At 40.3% G+C, this 21,612-nt stretch carries 17 protein-coding genes; 5 read left to right on the top strand and 12 right to left on the bottom strand.

All coding sequences use genetic code 11. The features are described 5' to 3' along the window. Window positions 1-14: 14 nt before the first annotated feature. Both ASG14_RS04635 and kduI read right to left on the bottom strand, forming a co-directional pair. Window positions 15-779, bottom strand: a complete 765-nt coding sequence (locus tag ASG14_RS04635; RefSeq protein ID WP_056869831.1) for an SDR family NAD(P)-dependent oxidoreductase — start codon at window positions 777-779, stop codon at window positions 15-17. 56 nt (window positions 780-835) lie between these two features. Next, window positions 836-1,675 (bottom strand): 5-dehydro-4-deoxy-D-glucuronate isomerase, encoded by an 840-nt coding sequence (gene kduI / locus ASG14_RS04630; RefSeq protein WP_056869830.1) that lies wholly within the window; start codon window positions 1,673-1,675, stop codon window positions 836-838. Between the two features lie 441 nt (window positions 1,676-2,116). Here kduI and ASG14_RS04625 point away from each other — a divergent pair, with 441 nt between their 5' ends. From ASG14_RS04625 to ASG14_RS04615, 3 genes are read left to right on the top strand one after another with little or no spacing between them, the layout of a single operon-like run. Then, complete coding sequence (locus tag ASG14_RS04625; RefSeq protein WP_235528518.1) at window positions 2,117-3,403, top strand: paraquat-inducible protein A; 1,287 nt, start codon at window positions 2,117-2,119, stop codon at window positions 3,401-3,403. Window positions 3,404-3,443: 40 nt separating this feature from the next. Next, window positions 3,444-4,766 carry a paraquat-inducible protein A gene (locus ASG14_RS04620; RefSeq protein WP_056869828.1) on the top strand — a complete coding sequence of 441 codons (1,323 nt, stop codon included), beginning with the start codon at window positions 3,444-3,446 and terminating at the stop codon, window positions 4,764-4,766. Between the two features lie 47 nt (window positions 4,767-4,813). After that, complete coding sequence (locus ASG14_RS04615; RefSeq protein ID WP_056869827.1) at window positions 4,814-5,263, top strand: hypothetical protein; 450 nt, start codon at window positions 4,814-4,816, stop codon at window positions 5,261-5,263. 85 nt (window positions 5,264-5,348) lie between these two features. On the opposite strand, the gene ASG14_RS04610 is transcribed toward ASG14_RS04615, so the two are convergent. Continuing rightward, window positions 5,349-5,750, bottom strand: a complete 402-nt coding sequence (locus ASG14_RS04610) for a hypothetical protein (protein WP_157274826.1) — start codon at window positions 5,748-5,750, stop codon at window positions 5,349-5,351. A 266-nt stretch (window positions 5,751-6,016) separates the two neighbouring features. Here ASG14_RS04610 and ASG14_RS04605 point away from each other — a divergent pair, with 266 nt between their 5' ends. Then, window positions 6,017-7,267 (top strand): M23 family metallopeptidase, encoded by a 1,251-nt coding sequence (locus tag ASG14_RS04605; protein ID WP_056869825.1) that lies wholly within the window; start codon window positions 6,017-6,019, stop codon window positions 7,265-7,267. Beyond that, window positions 7,264-7,686 carry a secondary thiamine-phosphate synthase enzyme YjbQ gene (locus ASG14_RS04600; protein WP_056869824.1) on the top strand — a complete coding sequence of 141 codons (423 nt, stop codon included), beginning with the start codon at window positions 7,264-7,266 and terminating at the stop codon, window positions 7,684-7,686. The genes ASG14_RS04605 and ASG14_RS04600 overlap by 4 nt, the downstream gene beginning before the upstream one ends. A gap of 27 nt (window positions 7,687-7,713) precedes the next feature. On the opposite strand, the gene ASG14_RS04595 is transcribed toward ASG14_RS04600, so the two are convergent. From ASG14_RS04595 to ASG14_RS04555, 9 genes are all read right to left on the bottom strand, one after another. Next, on the bottom strand, window positions 7,714-8,682 hold the full coding sequence (locus ASG14_RS04595; protein WP_056869823.1) for a YihY/virulence factor BrkB family protein: 969 nt from the start codon (window positions 8,680-8,682) through the stop codon (window positions 7,714-7,716). A gap of 253 nt (window positions 8,683-8,935) precedes the next feature. After that, complete coding sequence (locus ASG14_RS04590) at window positions 8,936-10,255, bottom strand: DUF3887 domain-containing protein (RefSeq protein WP_056869822.1); 1,320 nt, start codon at window positions 10,253-10,255, stop codon at window positions 8,936-8,938. Between the two features lie 411 nt (window positions 10,256-10,666). Then, window positions 10,667-11,050 (bottom strand): LiaI-LiaF-like domain-containing protein, encoded by a 384-nt coding sequence (locus ASG14_RS04585; protein WP_056869821.1) that lies wholly within the window; start codon window positions 11,048-11,050, stop codon window positions 10,667-10,669. A 307-nt stretch (window positions 11,051-11,357) separates the two neighbouring features. Then, on the bottom strand, window positions 11,358-12,047 hold the full coding sequence (gene rpiA, locus ASG14_RS04580; RefSeq protein ID WP_056869820.1) for a ribose-5-phosphate isomerase RpiA: 690 nt from the start codon (window positions 12,045-12,047) through the stop codon (window positions 11,358-11,360). A gap of 269 nt (window positions 12,048-12,316) precedes the next feature. Continuing rightward, window positions 12,317-14,305 (bottom strand): c-type cytochrome, encoded by a 1,989-nt coding sequence (locus tag ASG14_RS04575; protein ID WP_056869819.1) that lies wholly within the window; start codon window positions 14,303-14,305, stop codon window positions 12,317-12,319. 11 nt (window positions 14,306-14,316) lie between these two features. After that, window positions 14,317-15,738, bottom strand: coding sequence for a DUF1080 domain-containing protein (locus ASG14_RS04570; RefSeq protein WP_056869818.1), 1,422 nt, complete (start codon window positions 15,736-15,738; stop codon window positions 14,317-14,319). A 120-nt stretch (window positions 15,739-15,858) separates the two neighbouring features. Beyond that, the gene (locus ASG14_RS04565; RefSeq protein WP_056869817.1) at window positions 15,859-18,144 is read right to left on the bottom strand and encodes a GH92 family glycosyl hydrolase; all 2,286 of its coding nucleotides are present in this window, start codon (window positions 18,142-18,144) and stop codon (window positions 15,859-15,861) included. A 137-nt stretch (window positions 18,145-18,281) separates the two neighbouring features. Continuing rightward, window positions 18,282-20,522 (bottom strand): GH92 family glycosyl hydrolase, encoded by a 2,241-nt coding sequence (locus ASG14_RS04560; protein WP_056869816.1) that lies wholly within the window; start codon window positions 20,520-20,522, stop codon window positions 18,282-18,284. Window positions 20,523-20,624: 102 nt separating this feature from the next. Continuing rightward, complete coding sequence (locus tag ASG14_RS04555) at window positions 20,625-21,548, bottom strand: ROK family protein (protein ID WP_082491333.1); 924 nt, start codon at window positions 21,546-21,548, stop codon at window positions 20,625-20,627. Between the last annotated feature and the right edge of the window lie 64 nt (window positions 21,549-21,612).

Raw genomic sequence — 21,612 nt, 5'->3', positions numbered from 1 at the left:
CGCAGCAGCGGGAACTACCTTCCCATCCAGCCGCCATCTACAGTTAAAATTGTTCCGTGAACATAATCTCCTGCTTTTGAAGCCAGGAAAATGGTAGGTCCTTTAAAATCTTCGGGCGTTCCCCACCTTCCGGCCGGGATGCGAGATAGAATCGAAGTACTTCGCTCCTCATCATCGCGTAAAGCAGAAGTATTATCCGTTGCGATATAACCTGGCGCAATCGCGTTAACATTTACCCCTTTGGATGCCCACTCATTTGCAAAAGCTTTTGTTAAAGATGCAATGGCGCCTTTACTTGCCGCATAACCCGGAACAGTAATCCCGCCTTGAAATGACAAAAGCGAAGCCGTAAAAATGACCTTGCCGCTCCCTCTCGCCACCATATCCCTGCCAATTTCTCTGGTTAAAATAAAAGGCGCATTTTGATTTACCGCAATCACTTCATCCCACATTTCATCAGGATGTTCGGCAATAGGCTTGCGTAAAATAGTTCCGGCATTATTTACCAGAATATCAATAACAGGATGATCTGCTTTCACTTTTGCTGCAAACTCTAAAGTTGCCTCACGTTTACCGAAATCACATTGATAAGCGTAAAATTTCCTGCCCAGCGCTTTCACCTCCTGCTCTACAGCACTACCGTTTAGTTCTAAACTTGCAGAAACGCCAATAATATCTGCTCCGGCTTCTGCCAGCGCCAAAGCCATCGCTTTGCCAATACCTCTTTTACAGCCGGTAACCAGCGCAATTTTACCCGTTAAATCGAATATGTCAGCCATTTTATTCTTCTTGCTAATTAGTATTAAGTTCTGTTAAATTATTTCACATCGAATGGCTACTTCAATTCTGTTATGGCGCAATGATCCATGTCGCCATAATCCAGGTTTTCGCCGGCCATACCCCAGATAAAGGTGTAATTGCTTGTGCCTGCACCAGAATGGATTGACCAGTTTGGAGATATCACTGCCTGGTCATTCTGCATCCAGATGTGGCGTGTTTCCTGTGGCTGACCCATAAAATGACAAACACTCTGTCCCTGTGGAACTTCAAAATAAAAATAAGCTTCCATCCGCCTGTCGTGCGTATGTGCAGGCATAGTATTCCAAACACTTCCCGATTTTAACTCTGTCATACCCATTTGAAGTTGGCATGTTGGCAAAACACTATTTACCAAAAGCTTATTTATCACCCGGTGATTGGCCGTTTCTGGCGTACCTAATTCTACAATTTCTGCATCAGCTTTGCTTACTTTCTTCGTTGGATAAGTGTGGTGTGCCGGTGCTGAATTGATGTATAGTTTTGCAGGCTTCCCGCTATCTACCGATTTAAAGGAAACATCTTTTGTGCCTTTACCAATGTATAAAGCCTCCTTATAATCAAGTTCGAATGTTGTGCCGTCTGCCTTTACAACTGCTTTGCCACCAACATTAATAATACCTAATTCTCTCCTTTCCAAAAAAAAGTTTGCTTTCAAATCGTCGGGGTTAGGCAAGTCTAACTTCTCGTTTACAGGCATTGCACCACCAACAATATATCTATCGAAATGCGATAGGGTAAGATTCACCTGATTGGCCTCAAAAACATTTTCAATTAAAAAATTATCACGCAGAGAAGCGGTATCCATTTGTTTAACTTCTTTCGGACTTTGAGCGTAACGGCTTTCGAATTTATTCATTGCTTAAAATTTGGAATGACTGACTTGAAAAATTCAAATCATAATGGCAAATATATTTATACAATAATTAATAAGGGAATGAATAGTCAACTTATTTAAAATAAAGGTACTTCGCTCAATTGTTGTCGTTTAAACCGAAAGTTTCGAAAATTTGACGCACCTTGCTGTAATATTAAATTTATTTTTTTTACCAAACAGTTTCAGTCAAGCCAGCCTTTAGGATAAAATTGTCAGCAGGATTTAGATCTTTACGCACGTATGCGGTTTCCATCCATTTGCTTTAAGTTAGCATGGCTTAGTCGAATTTTCAAGCCAAAAATTTTTACACCAGTGGAACAAAACTATTTTCATCAATTGGCGTTTATTGTCAATTGCCTAACCATTATTTGCAGCACTTAGAACTTGACAACAACAGCTAAACCAAACCCACCGAAAAGTTCAGTGGTTTCAAAAATATTGCTTGTACTCGGTTTAACGCTTTTGTTAGCGGTAGAGGGTTATTTCGGTTATCAATTGCATGAACTCTCCAGCCGGCAGGAAGAAATTAAAAAAGATTTCTCGGATTATAACAACATCACTTACGGTTTATTCTCAGTAGACCAATGGAAAGAGGAAGTTTCCGGCATCGTAAATCATCAGGTTCGCCATTTTACGATGACACCCAAGCAGAAAAAGGAGCTTCAGGTAGAGGTTGAACAGATTATTTTGGCGCTGATAAACAAAGCTGAGGCCATTGTAAACAAACCGCAAAAAACAGTTGGCGGAAAACTAACGAAATTTGCAGTCAGGAATTTTGTAAACACCGACGATATAAAAGCCCAGGTTCCTGGCTTCGCCAAAACCATTATTGCGAAAGTAGATAACCCTGCAAACAAAAAGCAATTAAGTAAAATGGCGATGGGTCAATTCAATGCCATTCAACAAACGGGCGATATCGACAGCTTGCTGACGGAAAAAAACACCATGGTTGATCGCTTATATAAGAAATACCATGTTTCTACTACCGATGAGTTTAATACAAAACTATCCGCTTCTTTAGATAAAATCCGTACAACCACATACACTTACTCATTTGTGATGTTGGTTTGCATCCTTGTTGTATTAGCCTTGTGGTGGTTGCTTAGAAAACGCACTGAGTTACATGCTACGCTGTTTATTATGTCGCTACTTTTCGCTTTCATTTTACTGGCCATTGGCTTAACGGCATCAATGATTGAGGTGGATGCAAGAATTAAAACACTGGATTTTGTGCTCTTGGGCGAACATGTTGTTTTTAAAAACCAGGTCTTGTTCTTCCAAAGCAAAAGCATTTTAGATGTGGTAGAAGTGTTGGTAAAACAGCCTGCAATCGATTCTATTCTTGTGGGTATTTTAATCCTGATTTTTAGCATTCTTTTTCCTGTTATGAAACTTACATCCACAGGCATTCACCTGCTTAGTAAGAAGAAAATTGCCGAAAGTAAATTTATCAGATACTTTGCATTTCAATCTGGCAAATGGAGCATGGCCGATGTAATTGTGATCGCAATACTAATGGTTTACATCGGGTTAAATGGTTTGTTGGAAAGCCAGCTGGCAAACCTGAATATTAAAAGCGATACGCTCACCGTGCTTACCACGAATAATACTGCACTGCAGCCCGGTTATATCATTTTTATAAGTTTTGTGCTGTATGGCCTTACGCTTTCAACGATATTGAAATTTATTACCCCGCACGATGCACACTAAATGCTGTTTATACCAATTAAACTATTAACCTGTAACTACGTTGACAACGCACCAAGAAACACCGTCCAATAAAAAAAGCGCACTTAATGTATTTCTCATCATTGGGTTGTCTGTTTTGCTATGCGGAACCATTTATTTTGGCTACCGGCTTAACGAAAATGCCATTGAGCGTGAGCAGATTAAGGAAGATTACAGCATGGTTAATAACATAACTTTCGGTTTATTTTCTGTTGATCAGTGGCGTGATAAACTTGTAGAGGTTGTTAACCGGCAGGTTACCGATTTTAATATGACCGGCAAACAGAAGAAAGAACTGCAGGCAGAGGTCGAACATCAGCTACATGGGCTGGTTACAAAAGCGGTATCTGAAATTAATAAACCTCAGAAAACGCTCAGTGGAAAGCTCACAAAATTTGCGTTTAAACAATTCGTAGATCCTAAAAAAATTCATGCTCAGGTGCCGGCCTTTGCTAAAACCATCATCACGAAAATTAACAGTCCGGCGAGTAAAAAGAGGTTAAAAAATATAGCTACCAGTAAACTGGAACAGCTCGAAAACCAAACTTACGATAGTACAAATGTGGCTAGCGCTTCGGTAATTAAATATATCGCGAAAAAATACCTGGTATCCGATCCGGTTAAGTTTAACAGCCGCATAAACTATAAACTTGCAGTAATTAACAAAGCAACGTACAATTCATCATTCGCGATGCTTGGCTGCGTCCTGGCGGCGCTTGCTTTGTGGCTAATCATGAAAAAGCAGGTTAAATTACACAACACGCTATTTATCATGTCGCTGTTGTTTGCTTTTGTACTTCTTGTTGTTGGAACTACAACACCTATAATTGAGGTTGACGCACGGATACATAGCCTTAACTTTTTAATTCTTGGCGAAAAGATTACATTCGAAAATCAGGTTCTTTTCTTCCAGAGTAAAAGCATTGTTGATATTATCAGCGTTTTAATTTCGCAGCCAAAGCCAGATTCTGTTGTAATCGGCGTTCTGATTTTAATTTTCGTGATTCTATTGCCAATTTTGAGGTTAACGGCAAAGGGTATTCATGTACTTGGCAAAGATCGGTTTGCCGAGAACAAGATTGTTAAATATTTAACTTTCGAATCTGGGAAATGGGACATGGCAGATGTAATGGTTGTTGGCATACTGATGACATACATCGGATTGAATGGTATTTTGAAAAGTCAGCTTTCCAACCTCGAAATCCATAACAATGTTTTAACAACCATGACTGAAAACAATACTTCGCTACAGCCCGGTTATTTTGTGTTTGCGGGATATGTTGTGTATTCAATCATCTTGTCGGTAATTCTTAAACGAATGACGCCGAATGATATGATTATCTAAGCGAAATTTATCGAAACTTTTTTCCGCAAAAATAACTTGTATTAATTATGAAACTATTACAAGCATTAGTGGGCGGCTTTACAGGCGCAATAGCCCTAAACTTACTCCATGAAACCGCGAGACGAGTGGATTCGAAAGCGCCGAGAATCGATTTGCTTGGCGAACAGGCCTTAAACAAAACGCTTTCTGCTGTTAGTGCGCCAAAATTAAGCGGCAATAAGCTTTATGCGGCAACCTTAGCAGGAGATATGGTAAGTAATGGTTTGTATTATTCGCTGATTGGATTAGGTGAGCAAAATAACACCTGGACAAAAGCTATAACTTTAGGTTTAACGGCGGGCATTGGAGCAATTGAAGTTCCAAAAAACATTGGCCTGAATGATGAGCCCGTAACAAAAACAAATAAGACAAAGATTTTAACAGTCGCCTGGTACTTATTTGGTGCGATAGTTACCGCATCCATAATTAACACTATGCGAAAAAATGATACGGCATAAATGAAAAATAGCTGCAATTTGCAGCTATTCCCCGTTCATGAACTAAGATTACAACATCATAAAGTAACTTAGCTTACAATTTGTATTAGATGATGTCGTTCCTGCTTGCTTCGTCATCATCTTCGTCGTCATCGTAAAGCGCATCTTCATCTAAATCCGAAGCGGAACCGACGTTCCGATCCTGGTCAGCGTCGCTTCCATCCAATTGTTCATCCAAGTCATCAGTATCATCGTCATCATCAAGAAACTGATCGGTATCGGCATCACTGGCGTCAATTTCATCACCAAGGTCGTTTGCATCTGCGTTGTCGCCACTCAGGCTTCCGGTTCCAGATTCAGTACCTGAATTTCCTGACGCACCGCCCCCTTCATTTTGTCCTTGCCCAAAAGAGCCACCTGTGGTTTCGGGCTCAGATGCGGTTCCATTTCCGCCCCCCAAATTTTGGTTTTCTTCCAAGTTGCTGTCGTCTAAATTTTGATTTTCCATGGTTAAATTTTTAAAATAGGTAGATTGCTGCGTTAAGCTTTTCAACGCTATAAATACAACTCCTTTTCGCAAACTAAAGTTCGCTGTAGAAACACCGGTTCGTTATGTATTAATACGGAAATGCTAATTATTTATCGCTAAAACCTGTACCGTAAATTTTTGTTTATTAACTGTTCTACAACCGATTTTATATGCGATACCGCTTTACCAATCTTATATCACTTTTTCTCCCATTGATAGTTTTAGCTTCCTGTAAAACAGGTACGATGAACTTATTTAAAGCGGGTTCGCCCCACGAACTTTACCAGAGAAAGTTGGTTTCAGCGGGACTTGATAAGACCGCTATTGGGGGCGAGTGGATTAATTTAGCTTCAGGTATTTTACAAAAACCGCTAACCATAAACATTCCTTACAAAGAAACAGGCTACTTCTCGGCAGAAAATGCAAACGCCGCAGCTTATCGCTTTAACGCCATAAAGGGCGAAAAAATTCAGGTTTCCATTATGAAAAAACCAGCTGAAGCCGCCGTGATTTACACAGATATCTGGCTAGAGCCAACTGGTGGAACGATCAAATTACTCGCATCAGCAGATACCCTTGGCAATAACATAGCACTTGATATAGAAGAAACCGGAAATTATATAATCAGGCTACAGCCAGAGCTTTTACGAAGTGCAGAGTATACCCTTGAAATTACCTCCGGGCCATCGCTGGGTTTCCCGACAAAAACTGGCAGAAACAATATCCAGAGCTTTTGGGGCGACGGCCGGGATGATAATCATCGTAAGCATGAGGGCGTTGATATCTTCGGAAAATTTAGAAGTCCTGTTGTAGCCACGAACGATGGTACCGTAACCCGTGTAAATGAAAATAACCTGGGCGGAAAAGTAGTTTGGTTTAGGCCGAAAGGCAAAGATTATACTTTGTATTATGCCCATCTGGATGAACAGGCAGCAAAATCAGGTCAGGAAGTTTTGGCCGGCGATACAATTGGCTTCATGGGCAACACCGGAAATGCAAAAACAACACTACCACATCTGCATTTCGGGATATACACCTTCAGCGGAGCGGTAGACCCACTTCCTTTTATAAACCCGGTTATTAAACAAGCGACAAAAATTACAGCGCCAGTGTCAAATCTTAACAAAACATTTAGAACAACATCCAAAGTTACGCTTAGAGCTGCATCGGATAACAAATCTACCGGAATTGCTCAAATTGCTCCGGGCACAGTTGTTAAAATAAACTCGGCAACGGCAAGCTGGTACAAAGTAGAGCTACCGAACGGAGAGAAGGGTTTTTTACAAACTACGATGATAACTCAGGCTTCAAAAGCACTTCGAAAACTTGGAATAACAACATCAAATACTTCCGTTTATGATAAGCCTGACAGCCTGGCCGCTGTAAAATCAAAATTGAGCGCCGGCGATAAGGTTGATTTATTAGGTAACTTTGGAAATTATAGTCTGATCAGTACCAACAGTTCAACATCCGGGTGGATTAAAAATTTACGATGAAAATATTCCAAAAAGCATTTACGTTAAAGGAGAAGAAAAGAGGTTTTCATCTCATAACAGATGAATTAGTTAATTCGTTTCCGGAATTGAAGAACATTTCAATCGGTTTATGCCAGGTGTTTATACAGCACACCTCGGCGGCGCTTACCATAAACGAAAACGCAGACCCAACGGTTAGGATTGATTTTGAAATGTTCTTTAACAGAAGTGTTCCGGAAAACGATCCGGATTATGAACATGATTACGAAGGCTCGGATGACATGCCTGCCCACTTAAAAGCATCGCTGCTTGGTGCATCGGTTATCATACCGGTTAGAAGCGGACGTCTCGCTTTTGGCACCTGGCAGGGAATCTACCTTTGCGAACATCGAAATCGAGGTGGGGCAAGAAATATTTTGGTTACCGCATGGGGCGAGTAAGGTTTTAGCAACCCGGCTTAAACTAATTTATTTGTCTGGAACCTTTTCCTGTAATTCTTTGTGATTATCCTGAATGGAGTTCCCCTCGGTCTCTACTTCAACCTCTTTTGTTGTAACCGCATAGTGCGACGGGTGAATTTCTGACCCGTAAGCAACAGCGTAAGCTTTTGTAAATTCGGCACCAAAATATAGAATGATGGAAGAATAATAAGTCCATAATAACAAAATTACCAGCGAGCCTGCAGCGCCGTAAGTGCTGCCAACATTGCTTGAGCCGATATAGAAAGATATGCCGAACTTGCCCACCATGAAAAGCACGCCAGTTACTATTGAACCAAGGATAACATCTCGCCATTTAATTATGGCATCGGGCAGTACCTTGAATATCACCGCGAACATTAATGAAATAACGGCCAGTGTTATCGCCATGTTTAATACGTAAAAAACAACAACCGAAACTTCTTCAAACCGTGCTTCCAAACGTTTGCTAAAGGCATCAACAACGGTATTTACCACTAAAGAAACCATTAGAACGAAGCCTAAACTTACTATTACTGAAAACGATAAAAATCTGTTCTGAAGCATTTTCAGCCAACCTCTCTTTGGCTTTGGTTTTAAGCCCCAAATGGTGTTAATTGAATCCTGAATATCGCCAAAAATTGTTGTTGCACCTATAAGTAACGTAACCAAACCAATGATAAAAGCAACAGTACTTTTGCCATTTAAGTAGGCACTCTTTATAATCTGCTGTAACTGCAACGCAGTATCTTTTCCTAAAAAGCCGGCAAGTTGCGCATAAACCTGACCTTCTGCAGCCTCTCTTTTTAAGAAAATGCCACAAAGCGAAATAATGATAACGAGTAAGGGCGCCATGGAAAAAACGGTATAATAGGCTAACGAACCACTAAGTTTGGTTACTTTGTGATCTGTAAAACCACCGAATGACGCTTTTAAAACTTCCCATATTCCCTTTAACGTAACTTTCTTCTTATTCATAATGCATCGGAATTGATATACATTAGAACCCGTCGCTTCCTGTTTTTGTTTGTAACGAAATGCATTGAAGTGCTTTGCTGACTAATAAGTCGGAACATTTTTCGGAAAAAAAAATGAAGGAAAAGGTCGTAAAACCCGAATTAGTTTAGGCAAAACTCCTAGAAAAAAAATGCTAACTAAAGTTGTAAATCCAGTTAACTGCAAAAAAAATAGCCCTTTAAAAAAGGGCTATTCAATTATGAAGTGAAACAGATTACTTTATCTTTATCCAGGCTACAATATCATTAATAAGCGTTGCGGATACACTTGAGAAAGCCTGATACTGAACCCCGGTTCCTTTCTCTACCTGTTGACTTAAAAGATGATTCAATTCAGGATAAAATTTAAATTCAGCATTTTGATTTCCGGAAAGACCGGCCTTCCATAAGTCGAAATCCTTTTGGCCTACCTGAAAATCGTTACCGCCCTGAATGATGAAAATTCTAGGTTTGATAAGTTTTTTCGCTGCAGCAACCTGGTCGTAATTATTAATATCTACCCAATATGAGGCTGGAATACCTAAAATTGCTGAGTCTGGCTTCATTGTTCCTAATTGAGTGATATTTCCTTTAGCAATTTCTGCTGTAGCCAGGTCGAACTGCGTTTTTGCAAGCTTCGCGGTGTCGGCAACTTTGTCGAAAAGGTATTTGTTTTGCTCGAGCATAAGCTCGCTAAGCTTTCTAGCCGGCGCTGCCGCCAAAATTACGCCGCTTAAATCAGGAACCTGGGCTGCAATGCGAGGCGCAAGCATACCACCTAAACTATGGCCGAAAAGGTAAATATTTTTACTATCTGCACCAGGAATGGTCTTTGCCATGGCTAAAGCGGCAACGGCATCGTCCATTACCTCTTCTTTAACCGTAAAGGTTTTCCTAAACTCCTGCGCGTAAACCATAGTGCGTTTAACATAGCGGATGGAACCTATACCCTGCGCCGCCAACCCTGCAGCCAAATCTTTGAAGGGTTTGTTCGGGCCAACCGTCTCATCCATATCAGCCGGACCAGAACCATGAACGAACACAACCATAGGAAAGCTCTTAAGATTTTTTGGTGTTGTTATGACCGCAGCTAATTGATGACCGGGTGAATTCAGATAAGCTGTTTTCTCCGCATAAAGGGTGGTATCTGCATAAGATGGAGCCAAATATTTAGAAACTACAGGCTTTGGAGCCAAAAATAAGCCGACTATTTTTTGAGTCTTGTTAAAGCCAAGAATAAAAGACTGAGTTCCCCTTTCAAATTCACCCTCCACTGTTACAGCAAAAAAATCGCCCTGGGTTTTACTTTGAACAGCCTCCAAAGATTTCGACTTGCCTAAAGCGGTGTGGATATCAGTCCACATTTTTTTTAACTGTTCTTCCGATAACTTAGCTTTAACTGTTTCATCAAAATTTCCGTAAGCCTCAGTAAATTTTCCATCTTCTAACAGCTGAAAGAAATTATTAGCGCCATTAAAAAGGCTGATAACATTCTGAGCAAAAGATGCCGTTGTAAAAAATAATAGCGCAAAAACTATTAGTATACTTTTCTTCATGAATAATAATGTATTGTTTAGTTAAACAATCAAAGTTAACAATATTTGATTCCTATTTTGTTAAAATACAACCAATTGCTCAACTTTTTATTGCTAAGCTTTAAGAATAATTTTGATATCATTTGCGCCGCAAGCCCTTTATTTAGCAGAGCAAGAAATCAAATCACAAAAAAAATAAAAAAAAATACCGCTTAATACAATAATTTCATTTATCAGCGTTTATGTATGTGAGAGCGTTAATTTAGATGACGGGGATGCTGCTTCGGCGGAATCCCCGTTTCTTTTTTCAACTTGGCGCCATCCGCCGATTAAATATCCTTTCTCTGTGCCTGTTTCACTTACTAATAATTTCTATGCACAAAAAAGGGACACTTTGAAATGTCCCTTGAGATATATGATGGGTTAAGAATTTTAGTTTTCTTTGGGAAATGCTGAGGAATCCCGGAAGTTATTGTTAAAGGTTTTATATTTTCTGGGTTTCAACAATACCCATAAACCCAATCCAATTAACACAAGAGCTGTTGTAATTTTTGAAAGTTCGAAGTCAAAAACGGTGATGTCTTGAAGCGTGAAAAATCCGCCAATAACTGTGAGCGCCAACCAGCCTCCACCCTGAAAGTTTTTACGATAACCTATCCATAAACCTGCGGCAAGCATAATGGTGTGCCAGCTAAATATCCAGTGTGGCATTGCCCAGCCAATATTTTTAAGTAAGAATATCGAACCAATAACGATAACTAAAATGCCCAAAGCGTTTTGTTTATCTGTGTAGTTTTTTCTGATTAAATTTTCCATGACGTTTGTTTTTATATATCAAATGTACATCGAACAAGCAGAAGAGCGAATGGATTTTCTCCAAACTACTTCAGTTTATCGGTGAGTGAAACAAAAGCGTCGGCAAAAAAAATGAAAGGCATTTAAGGGAGCGAAAAACCTCGGTGAAAAAAGTAGGAAGGTAACCATTTGCTGTTTCGAAGCGCCAGGCTGCAGGTGGCGAAATTAACGCTTTGCGGAAATGTTACTTATTCAATATATAGGTGAAACCAGTTTGTAATTGGGTTAGAAGAAATTCGCTGTTTCGGCCGAAAGCTTAGGAACGCGACTATTCAAAAACCAGGATTTCCTCAGCCCTGGCCATGATAACTTTCGATGTTAAGCCAATAAATAATCCATGTGCCAAAACGCCATCGATTTGATTTAAGGTAAAAGCGAGTTCTGCGGGTTCTGCTATTAAACCAAAGTTTGCATCGATAATGTAATTTCCATTATCAGTTACAAAGGTTTCACCCTCACGTTTACGCAAAATGCCGCTGCCACCTGCTTTCTCCAATTGGTCAGAAACATATTGTAGGGCCAGTGGAACGACCTCAACGGGTACAGTAAAGGCACCAAGTGTATCTACTTTTTTAGATGAATCGGCAACAATAACTGAAAATTTACTCAACGAAGCAACTATTTTTTCGCGGAAAAGTGCACCGCCGCCACCTTTAATCAAATTCAGCGATTCGGTAAATTCATCAGCTCCATCAATACTGAGATCAATTGACCCTAATGTTTCCAGTTTTAAAATCGGAATGCCGTATGAAGATGCAATTTCCTCAGTTTTAAGAGAACTCGCGGCGGCCGTAATCTGCAAACCATTTTTCATTCTTTCGGCAAGTTCTTTAATGGCAAATGTAGCTGTAGAACCCGTGCCCAAGCCAACAACATCATTGTTTTTAACCAATTTAACTGCCTCTTTTGCTGCAGCCAGCTTTTCTGCATCTTGTTTAACTTTATCAATGGATTCCATTTCGTAAAATTAGCGAATTAACCAGTCATTATCATTTCATTTAACCAGATTCTACAGTGTGATAAAAAAAATTTAAGAAAATTTAACGGCTATACAATAAATCTTAATTACAGCGTTTATGTATATGAGAGCGTTAATTTAGATGATGGGGATTCTGCGATAAGCGGAATCTCCATTTCTTTTTTTAGCTCTCTTCTGATTGGTTTTAACAAAAAAAACGGTTGATGTTTCCACCAACCGTTTAACCAAATTATTCAAACTAACTATTTTTATTTATCTAGTGAATTAATCCACGCAGCAATTTTTAAAGCTTCAGCTTTCGTTACCTGCGGCATTGGAGGCATTTCTGTAGAATAACCCGGCCAGTTTTGTGGTTGCGGATTATGGATTAATGAATAAATCTTCTCTGGCGAATATTTACGTTTAGCAATTTCTACGAAAGGGGGACCTATCTGTCTTTTCGTTGGATTGTGGCAAGCTAAACAAGTATTCTTCGTTAGTAAACCTTCAACCTCTTTGTAAGTTGGTGTTTTTGCCGATGCGGTTGTAGCGGTAGTTGCTTTAGCAGGCGTGGTATTTGTTGCGCCTTTGGCTTCAGGTTTGTTACCTGTTGAAGCTTTAGGTTTTGCAGACGGTTTAACCGGCGTAGCCGATGCTTTCGGGCCAGCTTCAGAGTTTCTGGTGCTTACCTCGCTCATTGATAACTTATCTCCATCAGCAATTTGGTTAAGGGTATAATAAGCAACGGGATGTACCAATGAATAAAAACCTTCCTTGTCGCGAACACCATCTAATGTTAGAGTATGAATGTAGTATTGACGAAGATTCGGAATAATTAATCTGGCTTTCAAACCATCTTCGGAAACCTTTACACCTGTAATTTTCAGCGTTTCAACATTTACCGGCGGCGAACCATAAACCGGGTGATACTTATAAATAAAGCTTTCAGCTGCATAAGAAGCTAAATCTTCGGCCGATTTACGGTCAACTGGTTTTGTAAACTCAACTTCAAAACCATCAGGCATTGAGCGCACAGCTTTCATTTCGAAAGGTACTTTATTCGTGTAAACAAGACGTTCTAAACCTTCGTTCGCATCGCCGGCAGAACCCCAACCACGATTGGTTTCGCCAACAAACAATGAACCGTCAGTTCCCCAAGCCAATCTTAACACACCAGAACGGAATCCTTTTCTAAACAGGAAAGCTGCACCTTGCTCTTCGCCCTTCACAGTTTCGAGGAAAATTCTTGAAATTATACTCATCCCCTGGTCGCCAGCTAATATCTGCCCCGCAAAAGGACCAAAAGTATTTTCCGGTATTTTAACTGGTTCTGAAGATGAGATTCCTAAGATTCCGTACGGCAACCAAACTGAAGGCAGCTTTAATTCAGGGAAAACTTTTTTCATATCGAAAAGCGTTTTGAAGGTTTCATTTACCCTGTTTTCAGGCTTAATATATCTTCCCTGATCGTTTTTGATACGGCGTTCATCAATGTTTGAATAGAAAAAATCTGAAGATAATTTAACTGGCGAATCTGATCTGCCAGTCCAGCGTAAGCTTGCCGGGTGACCCATAAAGTCGCCTTTATTAATTTTCCACAAACCACCAGAACCTACCCAGTCGCCCTGATTTTCTGTATAATAAAACTGATTGTCAATCATACCGATACCAGCAGGCGAACGGAAACCAGCTGCATAAGGTGTCATTTTACCATCTTCGGTAATGTTCATAGCCCAGCCACGCATCGGTACACGGCTCTCGCCTCTCCACCATTCTTCATCGCCAAAAGCAACGTTAGCAGTTACCAGGAATGAACCATCGGCAGCAATTTTTGGCCCGAAACTATATTCGTGGTAGTGCCCACTTAAAGGCCAGGCATATACCGTTTCGTAAACATCGGCTTTGCCATCCATGTTTTTATCAACAAGTTTGGTCAGTTCGCCACGCTGTGCTACGTAAAGCGCTCCATTTTTTTGTGCTAATCCTAAAATTTCGTGTAATCCGGTTGCGAATTTGCGAAAATAAGGCTTAATGCTTGTCGGGTTTTCTACTACCCAAACATCGCCTCTACGCGTAGAAATTGCTAAGTCGCCATTTGGCATTGTAACCAAACCGCCAACTTCAAGAATTGGTCCTTCCGGAACGCGTACTCTATTTACTCTGAAAAAATCTTCTTCTTTTGGTGTTTCCTGAGCGAAAAGCGTTGAGAAACTCAAGCTAAGCGCCATTATTGCAAGTGTTTTAAATGTATATCTCATCGTAATTCAGACTAAAATAAAATAGAATAATTTAATTTGCTTCCGATTGCTATAATCAGTTGTTTTTTACCGTTAACATCTCTAACGATAGGTTTTTCCCCATTCGGGAATTGTAGGTAATAGGCTTTATCATCAACTAAATACAAGCCTTTAGAAACCTCATTAACATCTGATACCTCAGCCAAAAGCAGGTACAAATCTTTAGCCGGTTGCTCCAGGCTCACTTCTCTCGATAAGCCCTGGCCGTTTTCTAAAACCTTCACAGCATCGGTTACCTTGTTTCCATAAATCATGTACTTAAACTCGGGACGATCCTGATTATCTAAAGTGTAACCTTTGGTACGGAAACCGGTTCCTGTTGTATCTGTAACCCATGCAGCCTCTGCATTGGCCAATTTTGCAATGGCTAAAACAGGTTTTTTGGTGAAACGCGTTACGCTTCCCATCGGGCGAGACGTACCGTTTCCACGACCATCCCACATTGGCGTTGCATCTAAAAAGCCGCCATGCCAGCCGTGTAAAACTGTTCCGTTATCTAAATCGTAACTAAAAGCAGTTTGTTGCGGGCCGCCAACAGAAATTGCATGCACAGAACGAACACCTGGAACCACGTCGATAAAGCTGCGAAGCATTGTATTTACAGGCGCTTCTACATAAATTGGATCGCCGCCACCGCCGCCACGACGAAAGCCTTGAGCAGATGAAGCAGGAAGATCTGTAATTGAAATATTTCTGAAAGCAATTGAACCATGATCACCTTGTAAGCGAATTGGGGCCATTGCCTTTTCGGTGCCATAACCACCTCTTGTAGCGCCCCAAAGTTCTACATTTTCGTGGATGGTTACGCCATTCAGCTCTACACTTAGTAAACGAGCATTAGCAATTTTTTTCCCGCTTCCGTCGAATTTCGGTGCCTGGAATGCAATTTTTATGTGTTGCCAAAGTCCAGGTGCTTTACTCGCATTTTGACGGGGAGCAATACCTCCGTAACCTTTCTCGCCTTCCGGCTTATCGTTATCCCAACGCTCGTAAAGGCCACCGTTGTTAGAGGAAAGTGGATTTCTCACTGTCCACGAATCTTCCAGTTGTATCTCGTAATTGTTTTGAAGATAGATTCCTGAATTTGTGCCCTTAGCAGTAAGGTAATCCAATTCTAAAATCATGTCACCATATTCCTTGATTGTTGTCAGGTCGAAGCCGGCTTTTTTCGGTGCAGAAATGTTTAGCAAAATTCCTGTTCCTTTCGTTCCCTTAATTGCGTTTGCCTCATTTAAATCCACGGCAACATCACCTACCAACGACCAAGAGTTTCCTGGTTCTTTAAATGCTGATAAATCTGTGAGTGGAATATTGGGTTGCTGGCCAAAAGCCATGCAGGTACCTAAAAGCCAGACAAAGCCTGTAGAACCTGTTTTTAAGAAGTTAATCTTCATAATATTCGGTTTTGTTAGTAATCGTTTTGGTTTCTACCAATTTATTTAGTCTTATCAAGATGGTTTTGAGCTTCCAGCAAGTGTGTGATACCCGCCGGAAGCTCATCCTTCCAAATTGTTTTATTTTTCTGTTGATAACGAGTAAGGAAAATCTGCCGGATTTGAACCTCTGGTTTTGTTTGGTGTAGCGGTCATGTTAAAATTTAATACTGCACCTTTTTGCAAACCACTGTGGTTAATCCAGTTTTTAGAATATGGTTTTCCATCCAATTGCAATGATTGAACATAACGATTTTCGTCGCTGTTTGCGGCTGCATTTATCACTACTGTTTTCCCATTATCTAAAGTGAGCGTTATCTTTTTAAACAACGGCGCACCCAAAACATACTGGTCTGTTGCTGGCGTTACGGGATAAAATCCCATTGCCGAAAATACATACCAGGCAGAAGTTTGTCCGTTATCTTCATCACCACAGTAACCATCGGGCGTTGCTTTGTACATTCTATCCATAGTTTCGCGAACCCAATATTGTGTTTTATACGGGGCACCACCAAAATTGTACAGGTATATCATATGCTGAATTGGCTGATTCCCGTGCGCATACTGACCCATGTTGGCAATCTGCATTTCACGAATTTCGTGGATTACGCCGCCATAAGCACTTTCATCAAATATTGGAGGCATAGAGAAAACCGAATCAAGCTTGGTTACAAACTTTTCATGCCCACCCATTAATTTAGCTAAACCATCAATATCCTGAAATACCGACCAGGTGTAATGCCAGCTGTTACCTTCGGTAAAAGCACCACCCCATTTAAACGGACTGAAAGGACTCTGGAACGTTCCATCCTGATTTTTACCACGCATTAGGCCAGATGCAGGGTCAAAAAGATTTTTGTAATTCATCGCTCTTTTCTTATAGATTTCAATTTCAGAAGCTGGGCGTTTAAGCGCTCTTCCTAACTGATAGATGGCAAAATCATCGTAAGAGTATTCCAAAGTCTTTGCAGCATTTTCATTTATTTTAACATCAAAAGGTACATAGCCTAATTCGTTATAATATTTTACACCATTACGGCCAACTGCGGCCATTGGGCCTTCGTTATTTGCACCGTGTTTAACGGCATCCCACAAAGTATTGATATCGTAACTACGAAGACCTTTTATGTAAGCATCTGAAACAACAGAAGCAGAATTGTTACCCACCATAATGTTGGCAAAACCAGGGCTGCTCCATTCGGGCAGGAAACCACCCTCTTTATAATCGTTTATTAAACCTTCCTGCATTTCCTTATTTATTGATGGATAAACAAGATTTAAAAATGGATATAAAGCTCTGAAAGTATCCCAAAAACCTGTACCCGCAAACATATATCCTGGCTTAATATCGCCCGTGTAAGGACTCCAGTGCACTATTTGATTTTTTGCATCCAGCTCATATAATTTATTCGGGAAGAATAAGGTACGATAAAGGCAAGAGTAGAAAGTGCGCATCTGATCGATGGTACCACCTTCAACAGCAATTTTACTCAGGGTTTTATTCCAAACGGCTTTAGCTTTTGATTTTGTAGCATCAAAACTATCATTTGCCAGTTCTCTTTTCAAATTTAGTTCTGCCTGGTCAAAGCTTATAAATGATGATGCGGTTTTAGCGGTAACTTTTTCACCTTTGGCAGTTTTAAAGCCAATAACTGCACCGGTGTGGTCGCTGGTAAGTTCCAAGTCGTTTCCTAACGTTTTTCCACTCCAGGTTTTCGCCAAAGTAAAGTCCTTATCAAAATATATTACAAAATAATTTTTAAAATTTTTAGGAAGCGGACCGCGTGCATATTTGCTCGTGTAGCCTATAATTTTTCTTTCTTTAGGGAAAATTTTAATGTAAGAACCTTTGTTCTGTGCATCGATTACCACAAAAGAGCTGTCTGTTTTAGGAAAAGTAAATCTAAACTGGGCGGCTCTTTCTGTTGGCGTAAGCTCAGTTGTCACATCAGCATCAGCTAAATAAACGCTGTAGTAGTAAGGTTTTGAAACCTCTGCCTTATGACTAAACCAGCTTGCACGTTCATCATCGGCAAATTTTAACTTGCCGGTAACCGGCATAATTGCAAAAGCACCGTAATCATTCATCCATGGCGATGGCTGGTGTGTTTGTTTAAAGCCGCGAATTTTATCAGCGTCGTAAGTATATGCCCAACCATCACCCATTTTACCGGTTTGTGGTGTCCACATATTCATTCCCCACGGAACGCCAACCGCGGGATAGGTATTGCCGTTAGACAGGCTTGGTTTAGAAGCCGATCCCATCAGCGGATTAATCCATTCTACGGGGTCGTTAACTTTGCCCACTTGTTGTGCGAAAGTTCCTGTAGCCGCAAAACTTAATAAGGCGATGAATAGTTTTTTCATTATTTGTATATCAGTTTATGTGTTTGCTAATTGAGTAAAGTTTTGAATCTCTAAATTTCAGGATTTTAAAGATAAGCGTCCTAAATTGCATCTAAATCTTTACCTGTTATTTTCCCCGTTCAATTTAATTTCGGTTTTCATTGTAAAGGATTATAATCAAGTGCTGAAGGAGGCAAATCTTTCACACCCCAGTTTTTATTGGGTACATTCCCCATCACCAAATTCAGCACCCCGCCAGCAGCAAGTTCTTTATGCGTAAACCAAGCCCGGTTTAAAACTTTACCGTTTAACTCGGCACTTTGTACATATTTATTCTCTGCAGAGTTGTTTCGGGCATTTAGCGTGAAATTTTTACCATTATCAAGTTTTATTGAAATCTTGTTAAAAGCCGGGCTTCCAATGCTATAAACAGGCACGCCAGGTGTTACCGGGAAAAAGCCCATCATTGAAAATACGACGAATGCGGTCATACCTCCCCCATCCTCATCTCCGGGAATGCCAAAAAGATTGTCTGTGTACCAGGTATCCATCAGCATACGAATTCTTTTCTGCGTTTTCCATGGCGAGCCAAGGTAATTGTAGATGTATGGAATGTGGAAACTTGGCTCGTTACCCATCACAAACTGACCAACAAGTCCGGTTGCATCTGGGAATGTGTACCAAAGATTATATTTACTTCTGCCAAGGCTCGCTCTAAACAAATCATCGAGTTTTTCCTCTGCTTTTGCCTTTCCGCCCATTAAAGCAAACATGCCGTTTAAGTCGTGTTTTACATCCCAGTTGTAGGTGTAAGCATTGTTTTCGGTAAAATATTCGCGACCTCCCTGTCCGCCAGAAAATTTCGGATCAAATGGTTCAATCCAGTTGCCGTCAGCATCTTTTGGCCAAACAAAGCCCTTATCTACTCTAAAAACATTTTTATAGTTTGCTGCACGCTCTAAAAACAGCTTTCTGTCTCTTTGGTTCCCACCGGCATTGGCAAGTTGTGCAATGCACCAGTCATCAAAACTATTCTCCAGCGTTACAGAAACACTCTGTCTTTTTTCGAAGCCGTGCACTTCTTTCACAGGTTCTTTCTCGCCTGGGTTAAGTGCAGGCATATAGCCGTTTTTGGTGTAAAAACTATCAAGCGAGGTTGCGGGACCATTTTTCCAGGGCAACAGAGTTGCTTCTAACGAATTCTTTCTAACCCCTTCATAAGCTTTTTTCAAATCAAAATTACTAACGCCTTTATTATACGCATCTAAGATCCAGGCGGCGGCGTGGTTACCCGTCATACACGGATCATCACCAAAGGTTAGCGCAAAAGAGGGCATCCAACCGCTTTGTTCATACATTTGTACGTAGGACTGAATTTTGTCGCCTTCCATTTTAGGATTTAAAATGGTTTGCAAAGGTTCCAGCGCAATGTATGTATCCCATAACCAATTATCCACAAAGAATGGTTTATCCGAAGTGTGTATTTGTTTATCATAACCGCTATAGTAACGCCCGTATTCATTAATATCAATCATTCTTTCGTATGAACGATACAATGAGGTGTAAAAAACCCGCTTCTGAGCTTCAGTTCCACCTTCGATATTAATCTGGTTGAGTGCTTTGTTCCATGCTGATGTGGCTTTTGCATGAACTTTGGCCATATCCCAATCTGGAATTTCGTTGGCTAAATTTTGCTTGGCCTGTTCTACACTTATAAATGAAACTCCGTATTTAAATGAAACACTCTGAACCTGGTTGCTCACCTTGAAAAAGGCTTTTGTTTTTGTTTGATTATTTTGATAAACAATTTCCAGCGGCGTATTTGTTTCAGCATAGAAATAAGCTTTCATACCTCTAAAATCTTCAACGCCGCTAATACTCGTTTTGCTGTTGAGGTTAATTTCGCCTTTGTTTAGAATATGCATCCTCAAATACTTATCAGCTTTTGAACCGAAGTTTACTTTGAAAAAGCCTGATTTTGCTGCCGGTGTGAAACTGATATTCGTACCTTGGTCTTCAAGCGTAACCTGGTAAAAATCCGGACTTATTTTTTCATTATCTGAAGTAAATTTCTTTGTCCATGCCTGCTCATTTACCGCTCCGGTATACGGCATAAAACCGAACAACCAGTTTTGCCTGTGGGATGAGATGGTTAGCGGGAAATAAGCAATCTGATCATCAATCTGGTCGGCACGAACAGGAAAAACCCGAACCATGCTATTTGGTAAATGAACAGCCGGCCTTGTTGGCTCCAAAATTAGCCCAACGCTACCAATCTTCGGATCAACGTATTTTATATTAGACGAATTCTGCTGCGCTAAAGTATTCGTTGCATTAAACGAAATACAGCAACATGCAACCCATAAAAAACTATAAAATTTGCTCGTTTTGAGATTCATATTTATCACCAGTTAAAAGGGAGTTACCGGCCCTTTTATCACTTTATTGTATTACTAAATGGTTTTACTATCCTCGCATAAAAAAAAGGCATTACCCTCCTTTCAATGAAATTTCTTTTCAGCAATTATGGCATTTTCGCTCCTGTCTTCGAGCAGAAAATTTAAATCGCAACAGCTTGCAGCACCGATTAATGCAGCATGCTCTTTTAACTTCGTTACCTTAATATCGGTATGAATTCCATTTCCTTTTAAAGTTGCAATTAATTCGGGAGAAAATGCAGCAAAAGCTCTCGATATATTGCCCCCGATAATTACAATGTCTGCCTTGTGCTGCTTAATAACCGGAATTAAAAATTGAGCTAAATTGTGTCCAAACTCCATAAAAACGCGGGTTGCGAGATGATCTGTTGCCGTTAACGCAGTTAATTCTTTAACGCCTGCAACAGTATTATTACTAAGTTGATTGTACCGCTTCACAAACCAACGGGTAGATAAGTAATCTTCTGCAATTCCATTCATAAAGGGAGAATTCCATAAATCGGCATCTTTAGCAACGCCACCTTCGCTATAAGAAGAACCCAAACCAGTGCCGAGCGTTAAGCCAATAACGTTAGCATTACCCCGGGCCGCGCCACCAAAAACTTCTCCTTGTAAAAAGCCTGCAGCATCATTAATAAAATGAATGTTCTCGGCCTGAATATCCAAGCGCTTTGATAGTTCTTCTTTAATATTTACGCCATATAGTGCTTTAAATTTATCCTGATCTTTTATCAACGAAATACCTTTCTCATAATCGAAAGGACCCGGCATTGCTATACCAATGAGTTTTGTTTTAGATGTTGTTTTTAAAAAAGCTTTAACTATAACCTCGCACCATGCGGCTAAAATTTCCTCTTTACTTTCCTGGGAATCTACTGCATTGCGCTCTATCGAATCCGGAACAATTGTTCTGGTTTCTAAATCTATTAATGCCGCTGTGATGTGCGAACCGCCTATATCTACACCTAATGCAACAGGTTTTTCCATTGTCTATCTATCTTGTCTTTATAATTATTACCTGTAATTGTTGATGATACACCAGCAATTTTAT

This window comes from Pedobacter sp. Leaf194 (assembly GCF_001423945.1).
Classification (GTDB): domain Bacteria; phylum Bacteroidota; class Bacteroidia; order Sphingobacteriales; family Sphingobacteriaceae; genus Pedobacter.
This window is presented reverse-complemented; position numbering and strand designations above follow the sequence as displayed.

Excerpts from the sequence above, each read along its gene's own strand:
- ASG14_RS04605 (WP_056869825.1), top strand. The coding sequence starts at position 6,017 with ATGAACTTATTTAAAGCGGGTTCGCCCCACGAACTTTACCAGAGAAAG.
- kduI (WP_056869830.1), bottom strand. The coding sequence starts at position 1,675 with ATGAATAAATTCGAAAGCCGTTACGCTCAAAGTCCGAAAGAAGTTAAA.
- ASG14_RS04560 (WP_056869816.1), bottom strand. The coding sequence starts at position 20,522 with ATGAATCTCAAAACGAGCAAATTTTATAGTTTTTTATGGGTTGCATGT.
- ASG14_RS04615 (WP_056869827.1), top strand. The coding sequence starts at position 4,814 with ATGAAACTATTACAAGCATTAGTGGGCGGCTTTACAGGCGCAATAGCC.
- ASG14_RS04565 (WP_056869817.1), bottom strand. The coding sequence starts at position 18,144 with ATGAAAAAACTATTCATCGCCTTATTAAGTTTTGCGGCTACAGGAACT.
- ASG14_RS04590 (WP_056869822.1), bottom strand. The coding sequence starts at position 10,255 with ATGAAGAAAAGTATACTAATAGTTTTTGCGCTATTATTTTTTACAACG.
- ASG14_RS04585 (WP_056869821.1), bottom strand. The coding sequence starts at position 11,050 with ATGGAAAATTTAATCAGAAAAAACTACACAGATAAACAAAACGCTTTG.
- ASG14_RS04575 (WP_056869819.1), bottom strand. The coding sequence starts at position 14,305 with ATGAGATATACATTTAAAACACTTGCAATAATGGCGCTTAGCTTGAGT.
- rpiA (WP_056869820.1), bottom strand. The coding sequence starts at position 12,047 with ATGGAATCCATTGATAAAGTTAAACAAGATGCAGAAAAGCTGGCTGCA.
- ASG14_RS04610 (WP_157274826.1), bottom strand. The coding sequence starts at position 5,750 with ATGGAAAATCAAAATTTAGACGACAGCAACTTGGAAGAAAACCAAAAT.
- ASG14_RS04595 (WP_056869823.1), bottom strand. The coding sequence starts at position 8,682 with ATGAATAAGAAGAAAGTTACGTTAAAGGGAATATGGGAAGTTTTAAAA.
- ASG14_RS04555 (WP_082491333.1), bottom strand. The coding sequence starts at position 21,548 with ATGGAAAAACCTGTTGCATTAGGTGTAGATATAGGCGGTTCGCACATC.
- ASG14_RS04635 (WP_056869831.1), bottom strand. The coding sequence starts at position 779 with ATGGCTGACATATTCGATTTAACGGGTAAAATTGCGCTGGTTACCGGC.
- ASG14_RS04570 (WP_056869818.1), bottom strand. The coding sequence starts at position 15,738 with ATGAAGATTAACTTCTTAAAAACAGGTTCTACAGGCTTTGTCTGGCTT.
- ASG14_RS04600 (WP_056869824.1), top strand. The coding sequence starts at position 7,264 with ATGAAAATATTCCAAAAAGCATTTACGTTAAAGGAGAAGAAAAGAGGT.